Below are 24,277 nucleotides of genomic sequence, written 5' to 3'. Positions count from 1 at the left end.
GGCGTTTCCTTAGGCGCCTTGGCCCGCAGGCGCTGCAGCAGGCGCAGGGGCGTACAAGTCCGTCACGATGTCCACATTCTGGGCTGGCACCGGGTTCACAGGCATTTCGCCACGCAGCTTTTGCAGGCCTTCGGTAATCACTTGCTCCCCGGCTTGCAAACCGCCTTCGACCAGCCATGTATTGCCCACGGTTCGCACTGCATTCACAGGGCGTGCCTTGGCGATCTTGTCGTCGCCCACCGCCCATACCATGGCCTGGCCCTGGTTATTGCGCCATACGGCTTGCTGGGGCACCAGCAGCGCCGCATCCCGTGCAACGGTTTGCACCTGTGCACGCACAAACATGCCGGGGCGCAGCAGCCCATCGGGGTTGGCAAACGTCGCGCGCAAGGTGACAGAGCCTGTGCTCTCATCCACCTGCATTTCGCTGAATTGGAGCGTGCCTTGCAGCGGATAAACGCTGCCGTCTTCCAGTACCAGGCGCACCTTGGCATTGCCCTTGGCGCCGCTTTGAGCGTTCTCTGATTGCAAACGCAGGATGTCGGCCATGGACTGCTGCATATCGATGTGGATCGGGTCCAACTGCTGCACCGTCGCCATTTCTTGCGACTGTCCCTGGGTGACCAGGGCGCCTTCTGTCACGAGGGAGCGGCCAATACGCCCTGCAATCGGCGAAAGCACCTTGGCATAGACGGTATCGATACGCGCCAGCTCTACATCCGCCTGCGCATTGCGCCATGCGCTCATGGCATCGTCGTACTGCTGCTGACTGATGGCGTTTTTGGCACGCAGCACCTCATAGCGCCGGGCCAAGTTTTCTGCACTCAGCAACTGTGCCTGCGCTTTGGCCAACTGCGCATTCATGGTGGCCGGGTCAATTTGGTAGAGCGCCTGGCCTTGCTTGACCATGCTGCCCTCTTCAAACCAACGCTTTTGCACGATACCGCTGGTCTGCGGACGCACCTGCGCCACGCGCGAAGCCACCGCGCGGCCGGGCAGCTCGGTGGTCAATGCCACGGCCTGCGCCTGCACGGTATAGACACCCACGGCTGCTGGCCCTTGCGCGCCCGGTTGCGGCCCCGCTGGGTCGCCACAGGCCACCAACATGGCCACAGCCGCCACGGGCCATGCCGTACGCGCTGCATTGAAAAGCTTCACGCTCATGAAATCACACTCCTTGCTAACGCCAGCTAATTGCTGGCAGATTTAGGTTGAGACGACAAAAGGACGGCGTTTTCAGGCAAAAACGCCGTCCTTTGTATTGCATTGCGGTTCAGTGTATCAATACATGGTTAAGAATCGCTGCAGCCATCCTCTTTCAACCCTGCTGGCACCGAAGGCGATAAGCTCGGAACTTGACCATTCCTCTGACTTCTGAACAAAGACAGCCCATGACCGATCACCCTGTCGACGACGCGGATGAACGCCAACACAGTGGCATCCAAGTGATTGCGCGCAGTAGCAAAATCATGCGCACCCTCAGCGCACATGGCCTGCCCTGCGGCATGAGCCTGGCAGCCATTGCCAGCGCGGTGGATTTACCGCGCTCCACCGTGCAGCGCATCATCAATGCGCTGGCGGCAGAGCACTTGGTAGAGCCCGCAGGGGCTTCGGGTTTTCGCTTGGGGCCCGCACTGGGGCAAATGCTCTATCAAAGCAATGCCGATGTGGTGTCCGTCATCAAGCCTTATGCCGAGCAGTTGTCGCTGTCGCTGCAGGAGACGGTGTGCCTCGCCAGCCTCAACCTGAACAAGCTGCGCATCATCGAATCCTTTGTGGGAGAGCAGCCTTTGCGCGTGGTGCCGCAAATCGGCATCGCACCGCCGCTGCACGTCACCGCAGCGGGCAAAGCTTTGCTGGCGCGCATGGACGACACCACCGTATTGGAGTGGCTGGCGCGCGAAGAGCAGCCCCAAACCACGACACCCGAAGCACTGCTGCAAGAGCTGGCACAGGTGCGGGCACAAGGTTTTGCGCAAGATATGGATGATGTGGTGCTGGGCGTCAGCGCGATTGCCGTCGCCATCAACACCTACCGCGGCCCTTACGCCCTGATGCTGCTGATCCCTACCGCACGCCTGCAGCGCGACATTTCCTGCTTTCAACAGGCAATGTTCGGGTTGCGTGATGTGCTGGAGAAGCTACTGAGCAATGCAAGGCCTTGACCCAGACGCAGCGAACTTGAATTTTCGTGAGCTACTTGCGCTGTGTTTACAAGGTTTTCAATAGGTTTTGGCATTGAAAGCCTTGTGGAGCAAGCGCTAAGCGCTCTATATTTTTATTAAACGGTCAAAGCAACATACAAAAAAGCCCTGTCGAATTGCTTCAACAGGGCTTTTAATTTGGTTGCGAGGGCTGGATTTGAACCAACGACCTTTGGGTTATGAGCCCAACGAGCTACCAGACTGCTCCACCTCGCGATATGCGTCAATTATAGCGCGCCCTTGGCGTGCAGCGCTGCAAAAGCCAGAAGAAACCCGCATACGGGCCTCAGTATTCATTCGCCAGGAGGATGAATGCCAAGCCCAGCTTGAGTTATTCAAAAATGCGCCAACAAAAAACCCTGTTGAACTGCTTCAACAGGGTTTTTGATTTGGTTGCGAGGGCCGGATTTGAACCAACGACCTTTGGGTTATGAGCCCAACGAGCTACCAGACTGCTCCACCTCGCGGTATTCCAAAATTATAGCACAGATTTATTCTGCTGCTTGAGTTTCTTCGGCTTGTTCCACCAATTGAACAAAAGCCATAGGAGCGTTGTCGCCCACGCGGAAACCCATCTTCAAGATGCGTGTGTAGCCGCCAGGACGCTTTGCGTTGCGGGGACCCAGCACGTTGAACAACTTGGTGACGCTGTCGCGGTCACGCAGACGGTCGAACGCCAAGCGGCGGTTAGCCACGGTGTCCACCTTGGCCAGAGTGATCATGGGCTCGATCACGCGGCGCAGTTCCTTGGCCTTAGGCACGGTGGTCTTGATCGCTTCGTGTTCGATCAAAGAGTTCATCATGTTCTGCAGCATCGCCTTGCGGTGCGAAGAAGTACGATTCAGTTTACGCAGGCCATTTCCGTGACGCATGGTGCTTTCCTTTTCAGATAGTTTGGTCGAGTGGCCGGATCAGGTACCGCTCGGTGCACTTGTGTAAAAATAACTGGCTCCTAACCTTCTCAGGTCAAGAGCCAGCGATTATAGCTTGGCTAGCGAATTAACGCTTTTCCAAGCCTGCTGGTGGCCAGTTTTCGAGCTTCATGCCCAAGGTCAGACCACGGGAAGCCAAAACTTCCTTGATTTCGTTGAGCGACTTGCGACCCAAGTTAGGCGTCTTCAGCAACTCATTCTCGGTGCGCTGGATCAGATCACCGATGTAGTAAATGTTCTCTGCCTTCAGGCAGTTGGCGGAGCGTACGGTCAGTTCCAGCTCATCCACAGGACGCAGCAGGATCGGATCGAACGTCTGAGCGTTAGCGCGGCTGTTGCTACCACCACCCAAAATGCCACCTTCGCCAAACTCGCCATCCAACTGCGCAAACACAGCCAGTTGCTCCACCAAGATCTTGGCGGATGCGCGCACTGCGTCTTCAGCGTTGATAGCGCCGTTGGTTTCGATTTCGACAACCAGCTTGTCCAAGTCGGTGCGCTGTTCCACACGTGCAGATTCCACGGTGTAGCTCACGCGACGAACGGGCGAGAACGATGCGTCCAACACGATACGGCCGATCGACTTGGTCGATTCGTCACCGTAGCGGCGTACGTTACCGGGCACATAGCCACGGCCCTGTTCCACCTTGATTTGCATATCCAGCTTGCCGCCTTGCGACAGGTTGGCGATCACGTGGTCAGGATTGATGATCTCAACGTCGTGGGGAGTCTGGATGTCACGCGCAGTCACTACGCCTTCGCCATCCTTGCGCAGACTCAGAGTCACTTCGTCACGGTTGTGCAGCTTGAACACCACGCCCTTCAGGTTCAGGAGGATGTTCACCACATCTTCTTGCACGCCATCGATGGACGAGTACTCGTGCAGCACGCCAGCAATCGTGACTTCCGTCGCTGCATGACCCACCATGGACGAGAGCAAAACGCGGCGCAGGGCATTGCCCAGCGTATGGCCATAGCCACGCTCAAAAGGCTCCAGCGTCACCTTGGCACGGTTGTGGCCAAGCTGCTCAACATTAATCGTCTTGGGTTTCAGCAGATTTGTTTGCATGCAGACTTCCTCTCAATACCCCCGGCTCGTTACACCGGTAAGGCTGGTGAAGCACCTAAACCGCGATGCCTCGCGGTTTAGGAACGGGATGGTTGATTGCTCAACCGAAACTACGATTAACGCGAGTACAACTCAACGATCAGGGATTCGTTGATGTCGGCTGCGAATTGATCGCGGTCAGGCACTTGCTTGAAGGTGCCTTCAGCCTTGTCCAGGCTCACTTCCACCCAAGCGGGGAAGCCAACTTGCTGAGCCAATTGCAGGGCTTCAACAATACGGGCTTGCTTCTTGGACTTTTCACGCACAGCAATCACGTCACCAGCCTTCACCAGGTAGGAGGGGATGTTCACGGACTGGCCGTTCACAGTGATGGCCTTGTGGGATACCATCTGACGCGCTTCAGCACGTGTAGAGCCAAAGCCCATGCGGTAGACCACGTTGTCCAGACGAGTTTCCAGCAGACCCAGCAGGTTCGCACCGGTGTTGCCCTTCTTCTGGTCAGCAGCTTCGAAGTAACGACGGAATTGCTTTTCCAGCACGCCGTACATGCGCTTGACCTTCTGCTTTTCACGCAGTTGCAGACCATAGTCGGACGTACGCTGACCGGATGTGCGACCGTGTTGGCCGGGCTTGGTGTCGAACTTGGCCTTGTCCGCGATCGAGCGACGAGCGCTCTTCAGGAACAGGTCGGTGCCTTCACGGCGGGAGAGTTTGGCCTTAGGACCGATATAACGTGCCACTTGAGTTTCCTTTGATTCATCTACCGTGCTTACACACGGGAGCCACCCGGGGTGCCAAAAACAACCCGGGTGGCGGTGGGCTTACAAAAATTAAATACGACGACGCTTTTGAGGGCGGCAGCCGTTGTGCGGTACCGGTGTCACGTCCGCGATAGAAGTGATACGGATACCCAGAGCACCCAAGGCGCGAACCGAGGATTCGCGGCCAGGACCGGGACCCTTGATTTCTACGTCCAGGTTCTTGATGCCCTGTTCGATAGCAGCACGACCTGCCACTTCCGATGCAACCTGGGCTGCGAAAGGAGTCGACTTGCGCGAACCCTTGAAGCCCTGGCCACCCGAGGAAGCCCACGACAGAGCATTGCCCTGGCGGTCAGTAATGGTGATGATCGTGTTGTTGAACGAAGCGTGCACGTGTGCAATACCGTCAGAAATGTTCTTACGAACTTTCTTACGTACACGCGCAGCAGCGTTGTTTTGTGCCTTAGCCATAGTGATCTCTCAATCCCTTATTTCTTCAGTGCCGCTGCGCCTTTGCGAGGACCCTTGCGAGTACGGGCATTGGTGCGTGTACGTTGACCGCGCATAGGCAGGCCACGACGATGACGGAAACCGCGGTAGCAACCGATGTCCATCAAACGCTTGATGTTCATGGTGGTTTCGCGACGCAGATCGCCTTCCAAGGTCATGCCGTTCAACTGGTCACGAATCTTTTCCAGATCAGCATCAGTCAGGTCTTTAACCTTCTTGGAGTACTCGATACCGCAAGCTTCGCAGATCTTGCGAGCAGTCGTACGACCGATGCCGTAAATGGCGGTCAGGCCGATTTCAGCATGCTTGTGGGGCGGGATGTTAATACCAGCAATACGTGCCATATTAGTCCTCTAATACTTTCAATCAGCCCTGGCGCTGCTTATGGCGCTGGTCTGTGCAGATCACGCGCACCACACCTTTGCGGCGGATGATCTTGCAGTTGCGGCAGATTTTCTTGACCGAAGCCGAAACTCTCATTTCATTCTCCTAAAACTTTGCATCCGTATTCACTTTTTCGACCTGGGCACTGCCTGTGACCGCGAAAAAATGTAGAGCACTCATACTTGCTGTTATTGGATTCCTTTTGGTTTTACCCAAAAGGAATGGCCTTCATATCTCAGTGACCTGATGCCTTGAAGTTGGCCTTCTTGAGAAGGGACTCATACTGCTGCGACATCATGTAGTTCTGCACTTGCGCCATGAAGTCCATGGTCACCACCACAATAATTAGTAGCGATGTACCTCCAAAGTAAAACGGAACGTTGTACTTCAGGATCAGGAACTCTGGCAACAAACACACGAATGTGATGTAGACGGCGCCAGCCAGTGTCAAACGCACCAGAATCTTGTCAATGTAGCGGGCAGTCTGGTCACCGGGACGAATGCCTGGGATGAAAGCACCACTTTTCTTCAGATTATCAGCGGTCTCGCGGCTATTGAACACGAGTGCTGTATAGAAGAAACAGAAGAAAATGATTGCGGCGGCGTAGAGCATCACATAAATCGGCTGACCTGGGGTCAGCGTCGCTGCAATGTCCTTCAACCAGCGCATGGATTCCCCTGCACTGAACCAATTCACCACGGTTGCTGGTAGCAAGATGATTGACGAAGCGAAGATGGGAGGGATTACACCCGCCATGTTCAACTTCAGTGGCAAGTGCGAAGACTGACCACCGTACACCTTGTTGCCAACTTGGCGGCGCGCGTAATTCACCAAGATCTTACGTTGACCACGCTCGACAAACACGACGAAATACGTCACGGCTGCCACAACGAGGACAATGAAGATCGCAGCCAGGATGCTCATGGCACCGGTACGAACCAGCTCCAGCAGTCCACCAATCGAACTGGGCAAGCCTGCGGCAATACCAGCAAAGATCAGGATGGAGATGCCGTTGCCCAGACCACGTTCAGTAATCTGTTCGCCCAGCCACATCAGGAACATGGTGCCAGCAGTCAGGCTCACCACCGCAGTCATGCGGAAGCCGAAACCTGGATCCAGCACCAGTCCTGGAGAGCTTTCCAAAGCCACGGCAATACCCAACGACTGGAAAAGTGCCAAGGCTAAAGTGCCGTAGCGGGTGTATTGGGTAATCTTGCGACGCCCCGCCTCACCTTCCTTCTTCAGTTGTTCAAATGTAGGAACGACATACGTCATTAGCTGCATGATGATCGATGCCGAAATGTACGGCATGATCCCCAGTGCGAACACTGTGAAGCGCGAAAGTGCTCCACCCGAGAACATATTGAACAGGTTGAGAATGCCCTGCTGGCCATTGAACAGCTGCTGCAGCTGCGCTGGGTCGATGCCGGGCACGGGGATATGGGCCCCGATGCGGTATACGACCAGCGCAAGCAACAGAAAAACCAGTCGGCGACGCAAGTCACCAAACTTGCCGGTTTTTGCAATTTGAGCTGCGCTAGTAGCCACGGATGTCTCTTTCAGAACTTAATCAGGCGATGCTGCCACCGGCAGCTTCGATGGCAGCCTTGGCGCCAGCTGTGGCACCAATGCCGTTCAGCTTTACAGCCTTGGTCAACTCACCGCTCTTGATAACCTTCACCACCAGGGCGTTGGAAGCTACCAGACCTGCTTGCTTCAGTGCAGCGACGTCGACTTCCGCCAGACCCAGTTGCTCCAGAGCAGCCAAAGTCACTTCGGCGTTGAACTTCAAAGTCATGGACTTGAAACCACGCTTAGGCAAGCGACGCTGCAAAGGCATTTGACCGCCTTCGAAGCCTACCTTGTGGTAGCCACCCGAACGCGATTTTTGACCCTTGTGACCACGACCGGCGGTCTTACCCAGACCAGAACCGATACCGCGACCCACGCGACGTGGAGCATGCTTGGCGCCTGCTGCTGGCTTGATGCTATTGAGTTCCATCATCAATCCCTTCACAGAACCTTCACCAAGTAGGCGATTTTGTTGATCATGCCGCGAACTTCAGGTGTGTCCTGCAGTTCGCTGACGCTATTCAGCTTACGCAGACCCAGGCCACGCACAGTCGCACGGTGCGACTCTTTGGTGCCAATGGGGCTACGAACCAGCTGAATTTTGACAGTTTGTTGTGTTGTCATGTGCTGGACTCCGATCAGGCGGTGAAGATGTCTTCAACCGACTTGCCGCGCTTTGCAGCCACTTCCGAAGGGGTTGTGGAATTCTTCAAAGCGTCGAGTGTGGCGCGAACCATGTTGTAAGGATTCGAAGAACCGTGGCTTTTGGCCACGATGTCGGTAATACCAACGACTTCGAATACAGCGCGCATGGGGCCGCCGGCGATGATACCGGTACCCTTGGGAGCTGGGTGCAGTTCCACGCGAGCAGCACCATGATGACCCATCACAGAGTGGTGGATGGAGCCGCTCTTGAGCGACACCTTCATCATGTTGCGGCGGGACTCTTCCATGCCCTTTTGCACGGCCACAGGTACTTCCTTGGACTTACCTTTGCCCATGCCAATGCGGCCATCACCGTCGCCAACCACGGTCAGTGCTGCGAAGCCGAGAATACGACCACCCTTCACAACCTTGGTGACGCGGTTTACCGCAATCATTTTTTCGCGCAGACCGTCGTCACGACCTTCGTCTTGCACTTTGGGGGAAAACTTTGCCATTTTTGTCCGCTCCGCTTAGAACTGCAGGCCCGCTTCGCGAGCGGCTTCTGCCAAAGCCTTCACGCGGCCGTGGTATGCAAAACCAGCGCGATCGAAAGCCACTTTCTCAACGCCGGCAGCCTTAGCACGCTCGGCAATCAGCTTGCCGATTTGTGTAGCGGCAGCCACGTTGCCACCCTTGCCTGCGGCGCCCAGTTGTGCGCGCACAGCAGCTTCGGCTGTCGAAGCTGTGGCCAACACCTTGGTGCCATCTTCGGAGAAGACGCTGGCGTAGATGTGGAGGTTCGTGCGGTTCACGCTCAAACGCGCCACGCCTTGCTGTGCAATGCGGATACGTGTTTGGCGTGCACGACGCAGACGCTGCTCTTTCTTGGTCAACATATTGCAGCTCCTTACTTCTTCTTGGTCTCTTTGATCACGACCTTCTCATCCACATAGCGGATGCCCTTGCCCTTGTAAGGCTCGGGAGGACGAACGGCGCGAATCTCAGCAGCCAGCTGACCTACCACTTGGCGGTCTGCACCCTTGATCACAACTTCAGTTGGAGTGGGGGTAGTGATGGTGATGCCTTGAGGGGCTTCAAAGTGCACAGGGTGCGAGAAGCCCACGTTCAAGTTCAGCTTAGCGCCCTGCACAGCGGCCTTGTAACCCACGCCAATCAGGCTCAGCTTCTTTTCGAAGCCTTCGGTTACACCCTTCACCATGTTATTGACGAGCTGGCGGAAAGTACCGGCCAGTGCATCAGCATCACGAGAATCGTTAACAGGTGCGAACGACAGCTTACCGTCGTTGTTGCTGATTGCCACCAAAGCGTTCAGAGCCAAAGACAGTTCACCGCCCTTGCCCTTCACCTTGATGGTGTCAGCAGTCAAAGACACATCCACGCCAGCGGGGATGGTCACATTTGCTTTTGCTACGCGAGACATTTCAGTATTTCTCCTTAATGTCCGTTAGGCCACATAGCACAGCACTTCACCACCGACGCCGGTAGCACGTGCTTTGCGATCTGTCATCACGCCCTTAGGAGTGGTAACAATGGCCACACCCAAGCCGTTTTGGACTTGAGGAATTGCGTTGCTGCCCTTGTACACGCGCAGGCCAGGACGGCTTACACGTTCGATACGCTCAATCACAGGGCGACCGGCGTAGTACTTCAGGGTAATAACGAGTTCAGACTTGCCGTCTTCGGTCTTGACTTCAAAACCGTCAACATAGCCCTCGTCCTTCAGCACTTGTGCGATGGCAACCTTCACCTTAGAGGAAGGAACCGACACGGTGGCTTTGGACACCATTTGGGCGTTGCGAATACGGGTCAGCAAGTCGGCGATAGGATCACTCATGCTCATCTTGTATCTCTCCTGCTTGCTTACCAGCTAGCCTTGGTAACACCGGGGATGTCACCAGCAAAGGCCAATTCACGGATCTTTGCGCGACCCAGACCGAATTGACGGAATGTGCCACGTGGACGACCTGTGATTTCGCAACGGTTACGTTGGCGAGTGGGGTTGGCATTACGGGGCAGCTTTTGCAGACCCAGACGGGCTGCATCACGCTCTTCGTCGGAACGCTTAGCGTCACCGGCGATTGCCTTCAATTCAGCGTACTTGGCAGCGTACTTCGCGGCCAGTTTTTCGCGCTTCAGTTCGCGCTCGATCAAAGCTTTCTTAGCCATGCGCTACCTCAGTTCTTGAAGGGGAATTTGAACGCTGCGAGCAGTGCCTTGCACTCTTCGTCGTTCTTCGCCGTTGTCGTGATGCTGATGTTCAGACCACGCAGAGCATCCACTTTGTCGTATTCGATTTCAGGGAAGATGATCTGTTCTTTAACGCCAACGTTGTAGTTGCCGCGGCCGTCGAACGAACGACCCGAAATACCACGGAAGTCACGCACGCGGGGCAGAGCCACGGTGACGAAACGATCCAGGAATTCGTACATTTGAACGCCACGCAGGGTCACCATGCAGCCAATTGCTTGACCTTCACGGATCTTGAAACCAGCGATAGCCTTCTTGGCCTTGGTCACCACGGGCTTTTGACCAGCAATCTTGGTCAGGTCAGCCACAGCGTTGTCCATCACCTTCTTGTCAGCCACGGCTTCGCTCACACCCATATTCAGGGTGATCTTGGTCAGACGGGGCACTTCCATAGCGGAGGTGTAGCCGAACTTTTCTTTCAGTTCTGCCGCGATTTTTTCGCGATACAGTTTTTGCAAACGTGCCATGTGTTACTCCTTAGGCGGTGATTTCAGCGCCATTGGACTTGAACACGCGAACACGTGTACCGTCGGCGTTCACCTTGATGCCCACGCGATCAGCCTTGCCAGTCGCTGCATTGAAGATAGCCACGTTGGATTGATGGATAGGCATAGCCTTTTCCACGATACCGCCGGTGGTGCCCTTCATGGGGTTTGGCTTGACGTGCTTCTTCACCAGGTTCACGCCTTCGATCACCAGGTGCGAATCGTCCTTGCGCGAAGCAACTACGCCTTGCTTACCCTTGTCACGGCCGGTCAGCACGATGACTTTGTCGCCCTTGCGAATCTTGTTCATAGTGCTTCCTTAGAGAACTTCAGGTGCCAGGGACACGATCTTCATGAACTTTTCAGTACGCAGTTCACGTGTCACAGGGCCAAAAATACGAGTGCCGATAGGCTCCAGCTTGGCGTTCAGCAGAACGGCAGCGTTGCCATCGAACTTCACCAAAGAACCGTCGCCACGGCGGATGCCCTTGGCTGTACGAACTACCACTGCGCTGTAAACCTCGCCTTTTTTGACGCGGCCACGGGGAGCGGCTTCTTTGATGCTCACTTTGATGATGTCGCCAACGCTCGCGTAGCGACGATGAGAACCGCCCAGCACCTTAATGCACTGAACAGACTTCGCGCCCGTGTTATCGGCAACCTCTAAACGAGATTCTGTTTGGATCATTTCAATATTCCCAACTTGCTCCAGCAGACCCAGACAGCCCCAGAGAACTTCTCAAGGGCCGAACAAGCAGCCGGTCAGTCTTGGGCCCGTCGTCCACCTTCTGGACCATTCCAAAAGGCTTCCCGCTGGGCAGATAGTTCCACGCTTTTACACGTGAAGAGGGAGATTATCGCAATAATTTCCTTGCGCGTCAACTGCTTAGCCCACAAAAACCACCACACCTCGCAAGGGATGCGTCAAAGCCTTCACGGACATCTAAAAGGATAGCTACTTACGCAGGCTACACCTTGATTTCAAACAATTTTTTATTTAAATGCACTATTAAACAAGCGCTGACAGCTTCTTTTTTCGAAGTGTCTAGCGCTTGTTCGCTGCACCCATGCCCTCGAATTTAGGCGGGAGTCAGCAGATATTGCTGCGCCAGCGCCAAGAAGTCGGGCAGTTTGACATCGACGCCGGGCAGCTCTTGCGCCAGGATTTCTGCCACACGAGGTGCCACGCTGGCGGCCAAGCGCGCATCCAAAAATAGCAGGCGGCTGCGGCGTGCCAGCACATCTTCTACCGTGCGTGCATATTCATAGCGCGCTGCAAAGCGCACCATGGCCTCGCTCAAGCCTTCGGCCAACAGCTTGTCGGACCCGGGCAGGCTGTGCACCGCCGCAGCTTCGGTGCCGTAGATGTGCTCGCCCTGCACGGCGTTCAGGCGGTGCTTGACCTGCGCAGGCTTGGGCGCCCCCACCAGCGGCATGTGCACGGTCACGCCCCCTGCGCGCGCGGGCAGCAGACGCTGCTCAAAGCACTCTTGCAGCACATCTTCGGCCATGGCGCGGTAAGTGGTCCACTTGCCGCCCGTGACGGTGACGAGGCCAGACTTGCTGGTCATCACCGTGTGTTCACGGCTGATTTTCTTGGTGTTCTCGCCATCATCGTCTTGGGGCTTGACCAGGGGGCGCATGCCCACCCAGATGCTGCGCACATCGGCGCGTGTGGGGCGGCGGCACAGGTAGTTGCCCGCTTCCTTGAGAATGAATTCAATCTCTTCCTCAAACGCCTGGGGTTCGCGCGCCAGGTCGTGACGGGGGGTGTCTGTGGTGCCGAGAATGACTTTACCCAGCCATGGCACAGCAAACAGCACGCGGCCATCGGCTGTCTTGGGCACCAGCAGCGCATGGTCAGTGGGCAGAAACTCACGATCCACCACCACGTGCACACCCTGACTGGGCGCCACCATGGGCTTGACGGGCTTGCCCAGCAATTGCGCGTCTTGCTGGCGGAACAAGTCCACCCAAGGGCCCGTAGCGTTGACGACACACTTGGCATGGACTTCGTAGCGGGTGCCGGTTTCTGCGTCTTCGCAGACCACGCCAGAGACTTTGCCATCGGTATGCAGCAACTGCTTGGCAGGGCAGTAGTTGACCAGCAGCGCGCCCTTGGCCGCTGCGGTGCGCGCCAGCACCAAGGCCAAACGGGCATCGTCAAACTGTCCGTCCCAGTACTTCACGCCACCCTTGAGGTGGTCGGTACGCACCGTCGGCAGCAGGCGCAAAGTCTTGTCCTTGCTCAGAAATTCGGTGCGTCCCAGGCCATCTTTACCGGCCAGCGCGTCGTACATCTTCAGGCCCGCGCCATAAAAAGGCGTGTCCAGCAGTTTGTACGACGGCATCACAAAAGCCAGCGGCTGCGCCAGGTGCGGCGCGTTGTTCAGCAGCGTGGTGCGCTCATGCAGCGCTTCGCGCACCAACGCGACGTTGCCCTGCGCCAGATAACGCACACCACCGTGCACCAGTTTGGTGGCGCGCGAGGAAGTGCCCTTGGCAAAGTCATGCGACTCCAGCACGCACACCTTGAAGCCGCGTGCGACTGCATCCACTGCGGTGCCCAAACCGGTGGCTCCACCGCCGATAATGAGCAGGTCGTAAGTTTCAGACTGGGACAAACGGGCCAACAACTCGGCGCGGTCTGTGGTCAAAGGCGTAGTGGCAATCGTCATAGTGCTTCAGGACAGGGCAAGTGTCTGAGGGTAGTCAATAGTTGGCACAGTGCGCGTCAGCGCAAGGCTATGCCGTGTTGCCAGCAAGCGAGTGCCAGCACTAGCATATATTGTCACCTTTTTTGTTCGTTTGTGATTGGTTTTTTTCGATTTCCATTGTTTTGATTTCGGTTTTACGATCATTCACCTTCTCTTTTTCACTCTGGGCACTCTGTGAATAGCAACAACAACCCCCGCCAGCTGCAATTACTGGAAGAAGTACGCAATTTGCAATCGGCCACTGTGGAGCAACTGGCAGACACCTTGGGGGTGACGCTGCAAACCGTGCGCCGCGATGTACAAAAGCTCGCCGCAGCGGGCTTGCTGGTGCGTTTTCATGGCGGCGTGCGCGTCCCCAGTGCCACGGTAGAGAATCTCGCGCACACACGCCGCGAAACGCTCAACGCTGACGGCAAAGCGCGCATTGCCAAAGCCGTGGCCCAAGCCATTCCGAATGGCTGCTCGCTAATTTTGAACATTGGCACCACCACCGAGGCCATCGCCAAAGCCCTGTTGCACCACCGTGGCCTGCGCGTTATCACCAACAACCTGAACGTGGCTGCGATTTTGAGCAGCAATGCCGACTGCGAAGTCATTGTGGCGGGCGGCGTGGTGCGCACGCGCGACCGCGGCATCATCGGCGAAGCGGCCGTGGACTTTATGCGCCAGTTCAAGGTCGACATTGCCATCATTGGCATCTCGGCGATTGAGTCCGATGGCACCTTGCGCGACTACGACCTGCGCGAAGTGAAAGTGGCTCAAACCATCATTCAGCAGTCCCGTGAAGTCTGGCTGGCCGCTGACCACAGCAAATTCAGCCGCCAAGCCATGGTGGAGCTGGCCAGTCTTGCGCAGATTGACCGCCTGTTTACGGACACACCCCCTCCCGAGCCTTTTGCCCATCTGCTGCAAGAGGCCGAAGTGCAGTGCGTGGTGGCCGAGTAAACCCCTGCTGCGCGCCAAGCCACCGACACGCTTTGTCTTGAATTTGTGATTGCACAAGACCTCCTATGACCACCTACCTGCTTGCCTTGGACCAAGGCACCTCCAGTTCCCGTGCCATCGTGTTTGACACGCAGGGCCGCATCGTCGCTTCCGCCCAGCAGGAGCTGCCCCAGATCTACCCTCGCCCCGGCTGGGTAGAGCACGACCCCCACGAAATCTGGCGCACGCAGCTGGGCACGGCGCGCGACGCACTGGCCAAGGCTGGGCTCAAGGCGAGCGACATCCGCAGCGTGGGCATCACCAACCAGCGCGAAACCACCATCGTCTGGAACCGCAAGACGGGCCAGCCCATCCACCACGGCATCGTCTGGCAAGACCGCCGCGCCGAACCCACCTGCCAGCAGCTGCGCGAAGCCGGCCACAGCGATGCCATCCTGCAAAAAACCGGCTTGCGCATTGACGCCTACTTCTCGGGCACGAAGTTGCAATGGCTGCTGGACCACGTGCCCGGCGCGCGTGAAGCCGCCGAGCGCGGCGAGCTAGCCTTTGGCACGGTGGACAGCTGGCTGATCTGGCAGCTCACCGGCGGCCAGCGCCACGTCACCGACGTCAGCAACGCCAGCCGCACCATGCTGTTCAACGTGCACACCAACCAGTGGGATGCCGACCTGCTGGCCCTGCTGCACATACCCGCCAGCCTAATGCCCGAGGTGCTGCCTTCGGCCGCCAACTTTGGCCGCACGGCTGAAGACGTGCTGGGCGGCCCCATCACCATCGGCGGCGTGGCGGGCGACCAGCAAAGCGCGCTGTTTGGTCAGGCCTGCTTCAAAGCCGGCATGGCCAAGAACACCTACGGCACCGGCTGCTTTATGCTGATGCACACCGGCGGCCAATTCCAGACCTCGGCCAACGGTCTGCTGACCACCAGCGCCGCCCAGCCCAGCGCCACGCCCCAGTTTGCGCTGGAAGGCAGCGTGTTCGTCGGCGGCGCCGTGGTGCAGTGGCTGCGCGACGGCCTGCAGGCGATTGAACACAGCGGCCAGGTGCAGCAACTGGCCGAGAGCGTGCCTGACAGCGGTGGCGTCATGCTGGTGCCAGCCTTCACCGGTCTGGGCGCGCCGTATTGGGAGCCCGATGCACGGGGTTCCATCACCGGCCTGACGCGCGGCACCACCCTGGCGCACATTGCACGTGCGGCGCTGGAGTCGATCGCCTACCAGAGCGCTGCCCTGCTGCTGGCCATGAGCCGCGATGCGGTCGCCAACGGCGGTGCCGCCGTGAGCGAGCTGCGCGTGGACGGCGGCGCCTGCGTGAACAACCTGCTGATGCAGTTCCAGGCCGATTTGCTGGGCATCCCCGTGGTGCGTCCGGCCTGCGTGGAGACCACCGCTCTGGGCGCAGCCTACCTGGCCGGCTTGTCCAGCGGCGTCTACCAGAGCACGGAAGAACTGTCGTCGCTGTGGAAGGCTGAGCGCCGCTTTGTGCCCACCATGGACAAAGCCCGCGCCGATGAGTTGATGGCGCGCTGGGAGCGTGCCGTGCGCCAGACCACCGCGCCATAAGCCCAACCACTCCCCTAAAAAGAGCTGCCAGCGCTAGATCTCAAAGCGTTTCAGATAGAAAACACGTTGAAATTCTTACCAATTAAGCGCTAGCAGCTCTTATTTTTAGAAAGCATTTGTATGAGCCAAGCACCTTCACCCCGCATCGCTTTCATTGGCGGCGGCAATATGGCCAGCGCCATCATCGGCGGCCTGATTGCCAGCAGCCTGCCCACCGACCGCATCACCGTGGTCGAACCATTTGACGCCGCGCGCGATGCCCTCAAGGCCAAGTTCGGCATTAACGCCCTGCCCGCCGCCAGCGCCGCACTGGCGGGTCACGATCTGGTGGTCTGGGCCGTCAAACCCCAGATCTTCAAAGAAGCGGCCGCTGCTGCAGCGCCCCACACCGCCAGCGCCTTGCACCTGAGCGTGGCCGCCGGCATCACCACCGACAGCATTGCCCAGTGGTTGGGCACGGGCCGCATCGTGCGTGCCATGCCCAACACGCCAGCGCTCGTGGGCAAAGGCATGACGGGGCTGTTTGCCCGCTCTGAGGTTGACGCTGCAGGCCAAGCCCTGATCGAGCGCGTGATTGGCACCACGGGCCAGATGGTGTGGGTGGACGCCGAAGACAAACTAGACGCGGTGACCGCGCTGTCCGGCTCTGGCCCGGCCTATGTGTTTTTGTTCCTGGAAGCCATGACGCAAGCCGGTGTCGACATGGGGCTGACCGCTGCGCAGTCCTACCAGTTGGCGATTGCCACTTTCCAGGGCGCCTCGGAGCTGGCGGCACGCTCGGACGAACCTGCCAGCGTGCTGCGCGAGCGCGTCACCAGCAAGGGCGGCACCACCTACGCCGCCATCACCCACATGCAGCAGGCCGGGCTGCCCCAGCACTTCATCGCCGCGCTGCGCAAGGCCGAAACCCGCGCCAAGGAACTGGCCGCAGAGTTTGGCAAGTAAGCCATCTGCCGCATCACAAAAGCCCCGCCAGCAAACGCTGCGGGGCTTTTTCATGACCGTGGCCAGCACCTTGGTACAGGCCTGCGGGGAATGGGCTCAAGCGCCCCAGAGCATCGAACGCATCGAAATGGCCGCCATCTGAAAGTCAGCGTTGAAATGCTGCGCGCGCTCATCCTTGCCCACCGCGCCTGCGGCATACAGCAGCGGCAAATAATGGTCGTACGTGGGATGGGCCATTTGCGCCACCGCCCCCATCTGCTGAAAGTCACTCAGCCCCGCCAAGTTCCCCTGGTCCACATGTGCCGCCACCATCTGGTCAAACTCGATGGCCCAGTCATACGCCTGCAACGGTGACTGGGTGCGCTGCAAGGCGCGCAGGTTATGGACCACGTTGCCACTGCCCACAATCAACACGCCACGCTCGCGCAGCGTGTGCAGCTGCTGCCCCAGCGCGAAGTGTTCGGCAGGCGGGCGGCTGTAGTCGATACTCAGTTGCACCACGGGGATGCTGGCATCGGGAAACATGGGCTTGAGCACGCTCCAAGTGCCATGATCCAGCCCCCACTCGTCTGTGTCCACTCCCAGTGGCTGCTGGTTATGCGGGTGGCGCAGCTCGGCCGCCAGTTGCCGGGCCACGGCGGGCGCGCCCGGTGCAGGGTATTGCTGGTCGAACAGCGCTTGCGGAAAACCGCCAAAGTCATGGATGGTTCTGGGCTGCGCCATCCCGGTCAGCCATGCGCCCTTGCCTTGCGTGATCCAGTGCGCAGAAATGCACAGCACCAGCTGCGGACGCTCCACCTGGGTCAGCAACTTCTGGCCCAACTGCTGCCAGCTTTGACGGTAAGCGTTGTCCTCTATCGCATTCATGGGGCTGCCATGCCCCACAAACAGCACCGGCATGCGGCTCGAAGGCCTGAGCTCCGTAATACCCGCTTGCACGGCCGCGCTATCCCATGTCTGACTGATGGTCATGCTGGCTCCTGTGGCCGCCAACGCTGTGGCCCCTGCCGCTGCGCCCAGCCAATGTCTGCGTTGCATCGTCCTGCGTTCCTAAAAAATGCACCACTGCACTAAGGCACCATCGCTGCAGCGCCTCAGCGCAGAGCAAAACCCAGGGCGATTCCGGAAAAAATCGTCATACCAATGTAGTGACTTTTGCTGAAGGCCACAAAGCAGCCTTCGCGGGTACGCGCCTTGATCAACGTGAAGTGCCACACCACCTGCGCCGCCGCCAGGGCCATGCCCAGCCAAAAAGGCCAGCCCAGGCCATAGGGCAAGACGGCCAAAATGGTCAGCCCCAGACACAGCACAAAAAAGGCCATGATGCCCAGCACATCAAAACGGCCCAGCGTGATGGCGGAAGTTTTCATGCCAATTTTCAAATCGTCATCGCGGTCTACCATCGCGTATTCGGTGTCATATGCCAGCACCAAGAACATATTGGCCAGCCACAGCACCCACGCCGTAACCCCCACATCGCCCGTCACTGCGGCAAAAGCAATCACGATGCCAAAGTTAAACGCAATGCCCAAAAAGGCCTGCGGCATGGCAAAAAACCGCTTGGTAAACGGGTAGAGGATGGTGAACAGCACTGCAGGCACCGACCAGGCCACGGCCTCCCAACGCGTGGTCAGCACCAGCACAAACGCCACCAAGGTCAGCACCAGCCCCACCAGTGCAGCTTCTTTCACGCTGATTTGCCCGCTGGTGATGGGCCGCTGCGTGGTGCGCTTGACATGTTTGTCAAACTCACGGTCTGCAATGTCGTTGATGGTGCAGCCCGCACTGCGCATCAGCACCGTGCCCGCCACAAACACCAGCAGCAAATGCCAGCCCGGAAAACCTTCAGCCGCCACCCACAGCGCCGCCAGCGTTGGCCACACCAACACCAGCCAGCCAGCAGGACGATTCCAGCGGATGAGGTCCAGGTAGAGCGCGAGCTTGGAGCGAGGTGCAGCGCTGGCTGCGGAATGGGTGGTCGAAGTGGTCATGGGTAAATTGTCGCGCGAAATGCACAACGCCCGCTGGCGGCGGGCGTTGTGGTGGGTGGCTAAGCTGCCCGCGCCTTCACAGAGCGCGCGGCACAGTCGGCTGCTTATTCTTCCAGCAGGGAGCGCAGCATCCAGGCGTTTTGCTCGTGCACGGTCAGGCGCTGGGTCAACAGGTCGGCCGTAGGCTGGTCGTTGGCCTTGTCGGCCAGCGGGAACAGCTCACGCGCCGTGCGTGCCACGGCTTCGTTACCTTCGACCAAGATGCGGATCATCTCGTTGGCCTTGGGCGGCGTTGCGGGCACATCGGGCAGGCTGGTCAGCTTGCCGAACTGGCCGTACGAGCCGGGCGCGAAGTGGCCCAGCGAGCGAATACGCTCGGCCACAGGATCGACGGCGTTCCACAGTTCGGTGTACTGCCCCATGAACATGGTGTGCAGCGTGTTGAACATCGGGCCAGTCACGTTCCAGTGGAAGTTGTGCGTGGTCAGATAGAGCGTGTACGTGTCTGCCAGCAGATGCGACAGACCTTCCGCAATCAGCTCTCGGTCTTTGGCGCTGATGCCAATTTTGATAGGCATGGCCGCTGCTGCGGGTGCAATTTTGACCGTTTGCTTTTTCGCTTCTTTCGCCATAGTACTTCTCCTCAGTCATACAAACCGATGCAGCCACACAAGTTGGCGCACCACACGGTTAAGCCGTAATAACTAATGTAGCGCATGCCCCCTGCGTGCAACCTGCTGCCGGCCTGAGGCAACCAAAGTGCGCTGAATCAGGTGAGCAGTTGCACCCCAGTCAGCTCGCAGGCATAAACGGCATTGCGCAATGCAGCAATCGCTTCATAGCGCGTAAAACTGCGACGCCAGGCCAGCACCACGCGACGGCTGGGTGTGGGCACGCCATCTTCGCTGCGAATTGGCAAATAACGGATGTGCGGGTCATCCGAGGTGCGGCGGCGCTGGGTGGTCAATGCATCCGCAGGCACCGACAGGCGCGGCACCAACGTCACACCCATGCCCGCTGCCACCATGTGTTTGATGGTTTCCAGCGACGAGCCTTCAAATGTGCGACGAATGCCTTCGGCGTTGCTCGCGTAGCGGGCGAACTCGGGACAGACTTCCAGCACATGGTCGCGAAAGCAGTGCCCTGCACCCAGCAGCAGCATGGTTTCGTTTTTCAGCTCAGTGGTTGTCACCGACTCCTGCTGCGCCAGAGGATGGGTGTTGGGCACCGCCGCCATGAAGGGCTCGTCGTACAGCGGTGCCATCGCCAATCCCGTATCAGGGAATGGCTCAGCCAGGATGGCGCAGTCAATTTCACCGGTGCGCAGCATTTCGAGCAGTTTGACCGTGAAGTTCTCTTGCAACATCAGCGGCATTTGGGGCGTCATCTTGATAGAGTGGCGCACCAGCTCGGGCAGCAAATAGGGGCCAATCGTGTAGATCACACCCAAGGTCAGCACGCCGGACAATGGGTCCTTGCCGCGCTTGGCAATTTCTTTGATTTCCGCAGCCTGCTCCAGCACGCTTTGCGCCTGACGCACGATGGATTCGCCCAAAGGCGTCACCGACACCTCCCCGGCACTGCGCTCAAAAATCTTGACGTCCAGTTCCTCTTCGAGCTTCTTGATGGCCACCGACAGCGTGGGTTGCGAGACATAACAAGCCTCTGCGGCACGCCCAAAGTGCTTTTCGCGCGCGACGGCGACAATGTATTTCAGTTCAGTGAGCGTCATGGATTTTGAATATGTCTACCGGTGAACAACAAGCTATTTTGCATCGGTGTAATCGAATGTACAGAATCCGCGGCATGCACATGCGGGGCCATGGGTCATTTCCGCGCTTGTCCTACGCTTTGAGGAACTCTGCTTTGGTCCCCATCCAGCGCTGGATGTGCTGCTGGGCCAAATGGGGATAGCGCTGGAGCATGTGGGGCGCCAGCGCTTTGGCCCATTCCAGCAGAGCAATGTCTTTGTCCAAATCCGCAAATCGCAGCAAAGCGTCGCCCGATTGACGCGCCCCCAAAAACTCTCCGGGGCCACGGATTTCCAGGTCACGCCGCGCGATTTCAAAGCCATCGTTGGTCTCGGCCATGGCGCGCAGGCGCTCCTTGCCGGTATCCGACAAGCGCCCGTTGTCGTTGACGGAATACAGCAGCACGCAGGCCGATGCGGCAGCCCCACGCCCTACCCGCCCACGCAGCTGGTGCAACTGGCTCAGGCCAAAGCGCTCGGCGTGCTCAATCACCATGAGTGAAGCATTGGGCACATCCACACCCACCTCAATCACCGTGGTTGACACCAGCACGCCCATGATGCCGGCCGTGAACAGTTCCATCACGGCCTTTTTCTCAGCCTGTGGCATGCGTGAGTGCAGCAGGCCCACCGTCACACCGGGCAGTGCTTCGCTCAGATCGGTGTGCGTGGCCGTGGCATTCGACAAGTCCAGCGTCTCGCTCTCTTCGATCAGCGGACACACCCAGTACACCTGCCGCCCGGCGGCCACCTGCGCACCGATGCGGGCAATAACTTCGTCTTTGCGGCTGTCGGAGATCACCTTGGTGACGATGGGCGTGCGGCCCGGCGGCAGCTCGTCGATCACCGAGACATCCAAATCAGCGTAATAGCTCATGGCCAGCGTGCGGGGAATGGGCGTGGCGCTCATCATCAGCAAATGCGGCTCCAGCCCCTGATGCGCCAGCTTCTGGCGCAAGGCCAGGCGCTGCGCCACACCAAAGCGGTGCTGCTCATCAATCACGGCCAGCGCCAGGTTGTGAAACCGCACCTGCTCCTGGATGACGGCGTGCGTGCCCACCACCAAGGCGGCTTCACCACAGGCCACCAGCTCCAGCATGGCCGCACGCTCTTTCTTTTTTTGTGCCCCCGACAGCCACGCCACTTTTTTGCCCAAAGGCTCCAGCAGCGGCTCCAGCCAGCCCACCAGTTTGGCGAAGTGCTGCTCCGCCAGAATTTCGGTGGGCGCCATCAAGGCACACTGCCAGCCCGAGGCAATGCACACCATGGCCGACATGGCCGCCACCACGGTTTTGCCCGAGCCCACATCGCCTTGCAGCAAGCGGTGCATGGGCATGGGGCGTGCCATGTCCAGAGCAATTTCCCGGCACACACGCTGCTGCGCGCCCGTCAATCCAAACGGCAGTTGCTGCAAAAACTGCTCCACCAGTGTCGAATGGCCCGCCTCTGCCACAGGCACCTGCAACACGGGAGCCCGCAATGCCGCGCGCTCTTGCCGGGCCTGATATTGCGACAACTGCTGTGCCAGCAGCTCCTCGGCCTTGAGCCGCTGCCACGCGGGGTGGGAATGGTCTTCCAGGGTCGCCAAAGCCACATCGGGTGTTGGATGATGCAAGAAAGCGAGCGCCTGGCGCAATCCCATCAAGGGCTGGAGCCCATTTTCACCCCAATAATTCATCACCGGCGGCGGGGTATCAGGTGGCAAGGTTTCTGGCAGTTGCAGACGCTGCATGGCGCTGGCAATAGCACGGCGCAAGTACGGCTGCGGCAACCCTGCCGCTGTGGGGTAGACCGGCGTCAAGGCCTGGGGCAGTTCGCCACCCGCCACTTTGAAGGCCGGGTGCATCATCTGCCGCCCCCAGAAGCCGCCTTTGATTTCGCCACGAATGCGCAGCTGCGTCCCCACCGCCATGGTCTTTTGCTGCGACGGGTAAAAGCTGAAGAACGTCAGCACACAGGTGCCTGTGCCATCGTCCACCGTCACCTTCAGCATGCGGCGTGGGCGCAACTGCACCTCACACTGCGTCACCGTGGCTTCGATTTGCACCGTGTCGCCATCGCGGGCATTGCGCAGCAGGGTGATCTTGGTTTCGTCCTCATAGCGCAGCGGCAAATGCAGCACCAAGTCGATGTCCCGCACCAGCCCCAGCTTGTGAATGGCTTGCTGAGCCGCACTGGGCGCTGTTTTTTTGACGGAAGGGGTCGACGCAGAGGACATGAATCGGTAACAGTGGAGAATCTGAGAAAGACAGTGAAAAGGCTAACATGCCTGCTGTCGCTTCGACATGTTGCACATCCTGTTCAACCCCGTTCATGCTCAAAAAGATTCGTATCGAACAGCTGCAAGCTGGAATGTATGTGCACACCTTGTGTGGACCATGGCTGGCGCATGATTTTTGGCGCACTGCTTTTTTGGTGGACACCCCCGAAGTGCTGGCCAAGCTGCGTGCCAGCCCCGTTGAAGAACTGTGGATTGATACCCGCAAGGGGTTGGACACACAGGATGCACTGCCAGACTCTGTCCTGACCGCGTTTGCCGCCGATACTGCCCCCTCGTCGCTGAGCCAAGAGATGGCGCGGGCATCTGCCATATGCGACGAAGCCGGCGATACCGTCATGCGCATGTTCAGCGAAGCACGCATGGGGCATGCGCTGGACTTGTCGACAGCCAGCACCTTGGTACAAGCCGTCTACAGCTCCGTAGAACGCCACCCTGACGCACTGATCAGCATGGCGCGCCTCAAGACCTCGGACAACTACACCTATCTGCATTCGGTCGCGGTGTGCGGCCTGATGGTGGCGCTGGCACGGAAAATGAACCTCAGCGCCGAACAAACCGTGCAAGCGGGCATGGCAGGCCTGCTGCACGACATGGGCAAAGCCCACTCTGACCCGCGCATCTTGAACAAACCCGGGGCCTTGACCGACGAAGAGTTCAAGCACATGCAGCGCCACCCGGTCAAAGGCTTTCTCATGCTGCAGGCAACAGTGCAGGATGAGGATGTGCTGGATGCCTGTTTGCACCACCACGAACGCATGGACGGCAAAGGCTACCCCCATGGGCTTGCCGCTAGCGATATACGCTTGCTGACGCGTATGACCGCCATTTGTGATGTGTATGACGCCATCACCTCCGACCGCCCTTACAAAAAGGGCTGGGCACCGGGCGTTGCCCTGCAGCGCATGGCCCAGTGGTGCAACACCCACTTGGATGCGCAGATTTTTGAAGTCTTTGTGAAGGCGATCGGCTTGTACCCGGTGGGCAGCTTGGTACGGCTGCAGTCTGGCTTGTTGGGCGTGGTGTGCGCGCCGGCACAAAACAGCATGTCCACGCCGCAGGTGGCGGCCTTCTACCACATCGGCCTGCAGCGCATGCTGCGCCCTGCCAAGCTGCTGGATTTGGAAAAATTGCCCAACGAGCGCATTGTGGCTGGCGAAGACCCGAGCAAGTGGCCTTTCACCAATTTAGAGCAACTGTGGCAAAAAGCAGCGGCCACCGCCACCGCCTAAAGCGCCCTTCCACCTTGCGGCTGCGC

General features: G+C 58.5%; 29 protein-coding genes and 2 tRNA genes. 5 read left to right on the top strand and 26 right to left on the bottom strand.

Annotated features, from left to right (window positions below):
- Positions 1-9 precede the first annotated feature (9 nt).
- Complete coding sequence (locus tag B3R00_RS04125) at positions 10-1,164, bottom strand: efflux RND transporter periplasmic adaptor subunit (protein ID WP_286997598.1); 1,155 nt, start codon at positions 1,162-1,164, stop codon at positions 10-12.
- Positions 1,165-1,391: 227 nt separating this feature from the next.
- Here B3R00_RS04125 and B3R00_RS04120 point away from each other — a divergent pair, with 227 nt between their 5' ends.
- A complete protein-coding gene (locus tag B3R00_RS04120; protein ID WP_286997597.1) occupies positions 1,392-2,165 on the top strand; it encodes an IclR family transcriptional regulator in 774 nt (257 codons plus the stop codon).
- Positions 2,166-2,343: 178 nt separating this feature from the next.
- On the opposite strand, the gene B3R00_RS04115 is transcribed toward B3R00_RS04120, so the two are convergent.
- The 20 genes from B3R00_RS04115 to B3R00_RS04020 all read right to left on the bottom strand — a co-directional run bounded on the left by B3R00_RS04115 (position 2,344) and on the right by B3R00_RS04020 (position 13,509).
- A tRNA-Met gene (locus tag B3R00_RS04115) sits at positions 2,344-2,420 on the bottom strand.
- A 174-nt stretch (positions 2,421-2,594) separates the two neighbouring features.
- Positions 2,595-2,671 (bottom strand) — tRNA-Met (locus B3R00_RS04110).
- 24 nt (positions 2,672-2,695) lie between these two features.
- Complete coding sequence (rplQ, locus tag B3R00_RS04105; RefSeq protein ID WP_286997596.1) at positions 2,696-3,076, bottom strand: 50S ribosomal protein L17; 381 nt, start codon at positions 3,074-3,076, stop codon at positions 2,696-2,698.
- 127 nt (positions 3,077-3,203) lie between these two features.
- Positions 3,204-4,205: a DNA-directed RNA polymerase subunit alpha gene (locus B3R00_RS04100; protein WP_174862332.1), complete on the bottom strand. Its 1,002-nt coding sequence runs from the start codon at positions 4,203-4,205 to the stop codon at positions 3,204-3,206.
- A gap of 116 nt (positions 4,206-4,321) precedes the next feature.
- Positions 4,322-4,945, bottom strand: coding sequence for a 30S ribosomal protein S4 (rpsD, locus tag B3R00_RS04095; protein ID WP_219163034.1), 624 nt, complete (start codon positions 4,943-4,945; stop codon positions 4,322-4,324).
- Positions 4,946-5,035: 90 nt separating this feature from the next.
- Positions 5,036-5,437 (bottom strand): 30S ribosomal protein S11, encoded by a 402-nt coding sequence (gene rpsK / locus B3R00_RS04090; protein WP_174862330.1) that lies wholly within the window; start codon positions 5,435-5,437, stop codon positions 5,036-5,038.
- A 17-nt stretch (positions 5,438-5,454) separates the two neighbouring features.
- Positions 5,455-5,820: a 30S ribosomal protein S13 gene (gene rpsM, locus B3R00_RS04085; RefSeq protein WP_219163035.1), complete on the bottom strand. Its 366-nt coding sequence runs from the start codon at positions 5,818-5,820 to the stop codon at positions 5,455-5,457.
- Positions 5,821-5,842: 22 nt separating this feature from the next.
- Complete coding sequence (rpmJ, locus tag B3R00_RS04080) at positions 5,843-5,956, bottom strand: 50S ribosomal protein L36 (RefSeq protein ID WP_003050535.1); 114 nt, start codon at positions 5,954-5,956, stop codon at positions 5,843-5,845.
- A gap of 139 nt (positions 5,957-6,095) precedes the next feature.
- Positions 6,096-7,409, bottom strand: a complete 1,314-nt coding sequence (gene secY / locus B3R00_RS04075; RefSeq protein ID WP_219163036.1) for a preprotein translocase subunit SecY — start codon at positions 7,407-7,409, stop codon at positions 6,096-6,098.
- 22 nt (positions 7,410-7,431) lie between these two features.
- A complete protein-coding gene (gene rplO, locus B3R00_RS04070; RefSeq protein ID WP_174862334.1) occupies positions 7,432-7,863 on the bottom strand; it encodes a 50S ribosomal protein L15 in 432 nt (143 codons plus the stop codon).
- Positions 7,864-7,874: 11 nt separating this feature from the next.
- A complete protein-coding gene (rpmD, locus tag B3R00_RS04065; RefSeq protein WP_003050517.1) occupies positions 7,875-8,057 on the bottom strand; it encodes a 50S ribosomal protein L30 in 183 nt (60 codons plus the stop codon).
- A gap of 14 nt (positions 8,058-8,071) precedes the next feature.
- Positions 8,072-8,593 (bottom strand): 30S ribosomal protein S5, encoded by a 522-nt coding sequence (gene rpsE, locus B3R00_RS04060; RefSeq protein WP_174862328.1) that lies wholly within the window; start codon positions 8,591-8,593, stop codon positions 8,072-8,074.
- Positions 8,594-8,608: 15 nt separating this feature from the next.
- Positions 8,609-8,974 carry a 50S ribosomal protein L18 gene (rplR, locus tag B3R00_RS04055; RefSeq protein ID WP_174862327.1) on the bottom strand — a complete coding sequence of 122 codons (366 nt, stop codon included), beginning with the start codon at positions 8,972-8,974 and terminating at the stop codon, positions 8,609-8,611.
- Between the two features lie 11 nt (positions 8,975-8,985).
- Positions 8,986-9,519, bottom strand: coding sequence for a 50S ribosomal protein L6 (gene rplF, locus B3R00_RS04050; RefSeq protein WP_174862326.1), 534 nt, complete (start codon positions 9,517-9,519; stop codon positions 8,986-8,988).
- A 24-nt stretch (positions 9,520-9,543) separates the two neighbouring features.
- Complete coding sequence (gene rpsH, locus B3R00_RS04045; protein ID WP_174862325.1) at positions 9,544-9,939, bottom strand: 30S ribosomal protein S8; 396 nt, start codon at positions 9,937-9,939, stop codon at positions 9,544-9,546.
- Positions 9,940-9,959: 20 nt separating this feature from the next.
- Positions 9,960-10,265, bottom strand: coding sequence for a 30S ribosomal protein S14 (gene rpsN / locus B3R00_RS04040; RefSeq protein WP_042417459.1), 306 nt, complete (start codon positions 10,263-10,265; stop codon positions 9,960-9,962).
- Between the two features lie 8 nt (positions 10,266-10,273).
- Positions 10,274-10,813, bottom strand: a complete 540-nt coding sequence (rplE, locus tag B3R00_RS04035; protein ID WP_003050507.1) for a 50S ribosomal protein L5 — start codon at positions 10,811-10,813, stop codon at positions 10,274-10,276.
- Between the two features lie 10 nt (positions 10,814-10,823).
- Positions 10,824-11,141, bottom strand: coding sequence for a 50S ribosomal protein L24 (gene rplX, locus B3R00_RS04030; protein WP_174862324.1), 318 nt, complete (start codon positions 11,139-11,141; stop codon positions 10,824-10,826).
- Between the two features lie 9 nt (positions 11,142-11,150).
- Positions 11,151-11,519 (bottom strand): 50S ribosomal protein L14, encoded by a 369-nt coding sequence (gene rplN / locus B3R00_RS04025; RefSeq protein ID WP_042417471.1) that lies wholly within the window; start codon positions 11,517-11,519, stop codon positions 11,151-11,153.
- A gap of 391 nt (positions 11,520-11,910) precedes the next feature.
- On the bottom strand, positions 11,911-13,509 hold the full coding sequence (locus B3R00_RS04020) for a glycerol-3-phosphate dehydrogenase/oxidase (RefSeq protein WP_286997595.1): 1,599 nt from the start codon (positions 13,507-13,509) through the stop codon (positions 11,911-11,913).
- A gap of 213 nt (positions 13,510-13,722) precedes the next feature.
- On the opposite strand from B3R00_RS04020, the gene B3R00_RS04015 reads away from it, so the two are divergent.
- The 3 genes from B3R00_RS04015 to proC all read left to right on the top strand — a co-directional run bounded on the left by B3R00_RS04015 (position 13,723) and on the right by proC (position 17,000).
- A complete protein-coding gene (locus B3R00_RS04015) occupies positions 13,723-14,493 on the top strand; it encodes a DeoR/GlpR family DNA-binding transcription regulator (protein ID WP_219163038.1) in 771 nt (256 codons plus the stop codon).
- 65 nt (positions 14,494-14,558) lie between these two features.
- On the top strand, positions 14,559-16,055 hold the full coding sequence (gene glpK / locus B3R00_RS04010) for a glycerol kinase GlpK (RefSeq protein WP_286997594.1): 1,497 nt from the start codon (positions 14,559-14,561) through the stop codon (positions 16,053-16,055).
- A gap of 120 nt (positions 16,056-16,175) precedes the next feature.
- Positions 16,176-17,000, top strand: coding sequence for a pyrroline-5-carboxylate reductase (gene proC, locus B3R00_RS04005; protein ID WP_286997593.1), 825 nt, complete (start codon positions 16,176-16,178; stop codon positions 16,998-17,000).
- Positions 17,001-17,096: 96 nt separating this feature from the next.
- On the opposite strand, the gene ygiD is transcribed toward proC, so the two are convergent.
- From ygiD to recG, 5 genes are all read right to left on the bottom strand, one after another.
- Positions 17,097-17,972, bottom strand: a complete 876-nt coding sequence (gene ygiD / locus B3R00_RS04000) for a 4,5-DOPA dioxygenase extradiol (RefSeq protein WP_286997708.1) — start codon at positions 17,970-17,972, stop codon at positions 17,097-17,099.
- 122 nt (positions 17,973-18,094) lie between these two features.
- Positions 18,095-18,991, bottom strand: a complete 897-nt coding sequence (gene ubiA, locus B3R00_RS03995) for a 4-hydroxybenzoate octaprenyltransferase (protein WP_286997592.1) — start codon at positions 18,989-18,991, stop codon at positions 18,095-18,097.
- Between the two features lie 104 nt (positions 18,992-19,095).
- Entirely contained in the window at positions 19,096-19,623 is a 528-nt protein-coding gene (locus B3R00_RS03990; RefSeq protein ID WP_286997591.1) for a Dps family protein, read from the bottom strand.
- Positions 19,624-19,760: 137 nt separating this feature from the next.
- Entirely contained in the window at positions 19,761-20,723 is a 963-nt protein-coding gene (locus tag B3R00_RS03985; protein ID WP_219163042.1) for a LysR substrate-binding domain-containing protein, read from the bottom strand.
- Between the two features lie 112 nt (positions 20,724-20,835).
- Entirely contained in the window at positions 20,836-22,959 is a 2,124-nt protein-coding gene (gene recG, locus B3R00_RS03980; RefSeq protein ID WP_286997589.1) for an ATP-dependent DNA helicase RecG, read from the bottom strand.
- 95 nt (positions 22,960-23,054) lie between these two features.
- On the opposite strand from recG, the gene B3R00_RS03975 reads away from it, so the two are divergent.
- Positions 23,055-24,251, top strand: a complete 1,197-nt coding sequence (locus B3R00_RS03975; protein WP_286997587.1) for an HD-GYP domain-containing protein — start codon at positions 23,055-23,057, stop codon at positions 24,249-24,251.
- The last annotated feature ends 26 nt before the right edge of the window (positions 24,252-24,277 follow it).

The sequence above is a fragment of the Comamonas sp. UBA7840 genome (assembly GCF_002501455.1).
Classification (GTDB): Bacteria; Pseudomonadota; Gammaproteobacteria; order Burkholderiales; family Burkholderiaceae_C; genus Comamonas; species Comamonas jiangduensis.
Note: the sequence above shows the minus strand (reverse complement) of the source record. Positions and strands in the feature narration are given on the sequence as shown.

Coding starts and splice junctions, on each gene's coding strand:
- B3R00_RS04125 (WP_286997598.1), bottom strand. CDS start 1,164: ATGAGCGTGAAGCTTTTCAATGCAGCGCGTACGGCATGGCCCGTGGCG.
- B3R00_RS04120 (WP_286997597.1), top strand. CDS start 1,392: ATGACCGATCACCCTGTCGACGACGCGGATGAACGCCAACACAGTGGC.
- rplQ (WP_286997596.1), bottom strand. CDS start 3,076: ATGCGTCACGGAAATGGCCTGCGTAAACTGAATCGTACTTCTTCGCAC.
- B3R00_RS04100 (WP_174862332.1), bottom strand. CDS start 4,205: ATGCAAACAAATCTGCTGAAACCCAAGACGATTAATGTTGAGCAGCTT.
- rpsK (WP_174862330.1), bottom strand. CDS start 5,437: ATGGCTAAGGCACAAAACAACGCTGCTGCGCGTGTACGTAAGAAAGTT.
- rpsM (WP_219163035.1), bottom strand. CDS start 5,820: ATGGCACGTATTGCTGGTATTAACATCCCGCCCCACAAGCATGCTGAA.
- rpmJ (WP_003050535.1), bottom strand. CDS start 5,956: ATGAGAGTTTCGGCTTCGGTCAAGAAAATCTGCCGCAACTGCAAGATC.
- rplO (WP_174862334.1), bottom strand. CDS start 7,863: ATGGAACTCAATAGCATCAAGCCAGCAGCAGGCGCCAAGCATGCTCCA.
- rpmD (WP_003050517.1), bottom strand. CDS start 8,057: ATGACAACACAACAAACTGTCAAAATTCAGCTGGTTCGTAGCCCCATT.
- rpsE (WP_174862328.1), bottom strand. CDS start 8,593: ATGGCAAAGTTTTCCCCCAAAGTGCAAGACGAAGGTCGTGACGACGGT.
- rplR (WP_174862327.1), bottom strand. CDS start 8,974: ATGTTGACCAAGAAAGAGCAGCGTCTGCGTCGTGCACGCCAAACACGT.
- rplF (WP_174862326.1), bottom strand. CDS start 9,519: ATGTCTCGCGTAGCAAAAGCAAATGTGACCATCCCCGCTGGCGTGGAT.
- rpsH (WP_174862325.1), bottom strand. CDS start 9,939: ATGAGCATGAGTGATCCTATCGCCGACTTGCTGACCCGTATTCGCAAC.
- rpsN (WP_042417459.1), bottom strand. CDS start 10,265: ATGGCTAAGAAAGCTTTGATCGAGCGCGAACTGAAGCGCGAAAAACTG.
- rplE (WP_003050507.1), bottom strand. CDS start 10,813: ATGGCACGTTTGCAAAAACTGTATCGCGAAAAAATCGCGGCAGAACTG.
- rplX (WP_174862324.1), bottom strand. CDS start 11,141: ATGAACAAGATTCGCAAGGGCGACAAAGTCATCGTGCTGACCGGCCGT.
- rplN (WP_042417471.1), bottom strand. CDS start 11,519: ATGATCCAAACAGAATCTCGTTTAGAGGTTGCCGATAACACGGGCGCG.
- B3R00_RS04020 (WP_286997595.1), bottom strand. CDS start 13,509: ATGACGATTGCCACTACGCCTTTGACCACAGACCGCGCCGAGTTGTTG.
- glpK (WP_286997594.1), top strand. CDS start 14,559: ATGACCACCTACCTGCTTGCCTTGGACCAAGGCACCTCCAGTTCCCGT.
- proC (WP_286997593.1), top strand. CDS start 16,176: ATGAGCCAAGCACCTTCACCCCGCATCGCTTTCATTGGCGGCGGCAAT.
- ygiD (WP_286997708.1), bottom strand. CDS start 17,972: ATGACCATCAGTCAGACATGGGATAGCGCGGCCGTGCAAGCGGGTATT.
- ubiA (WP_286997592.1), bottom strand. CDS start 18,991: ATGACCACTTCGACCACCCATTCCGCAGCCAGCGCTGCACCTCGCTCC.
- B3R00_RS03990 (WP_286997591.1), bottom strand. CDS start 19,623: ATGGCGAAAGAAGCGAAAAAGCAAACGGTCAAAATTGCACCCGCAGCA.
- B3R00_RS03985 (WP_219163042.1), bottom strand. CDS start 20,723: ATGACGCTCACTGAACTGAAATACATTGTCGCCGTCGCGCGCGAAAAG.
- recG (WP_286997589.1), bottom strand. CDS start 22,959: ATGTCCTCTGCGTCGACCCCTTCCGTCAAAAAAACAGCGCCCAGTGCG.
- B3R00_RS03975 (WP_286997587.1), top strand. CDS start 23,055: ATGCTCAAAAAGATTCGTATCGAACAGCTGCAAGCTGGAATGTATGTG.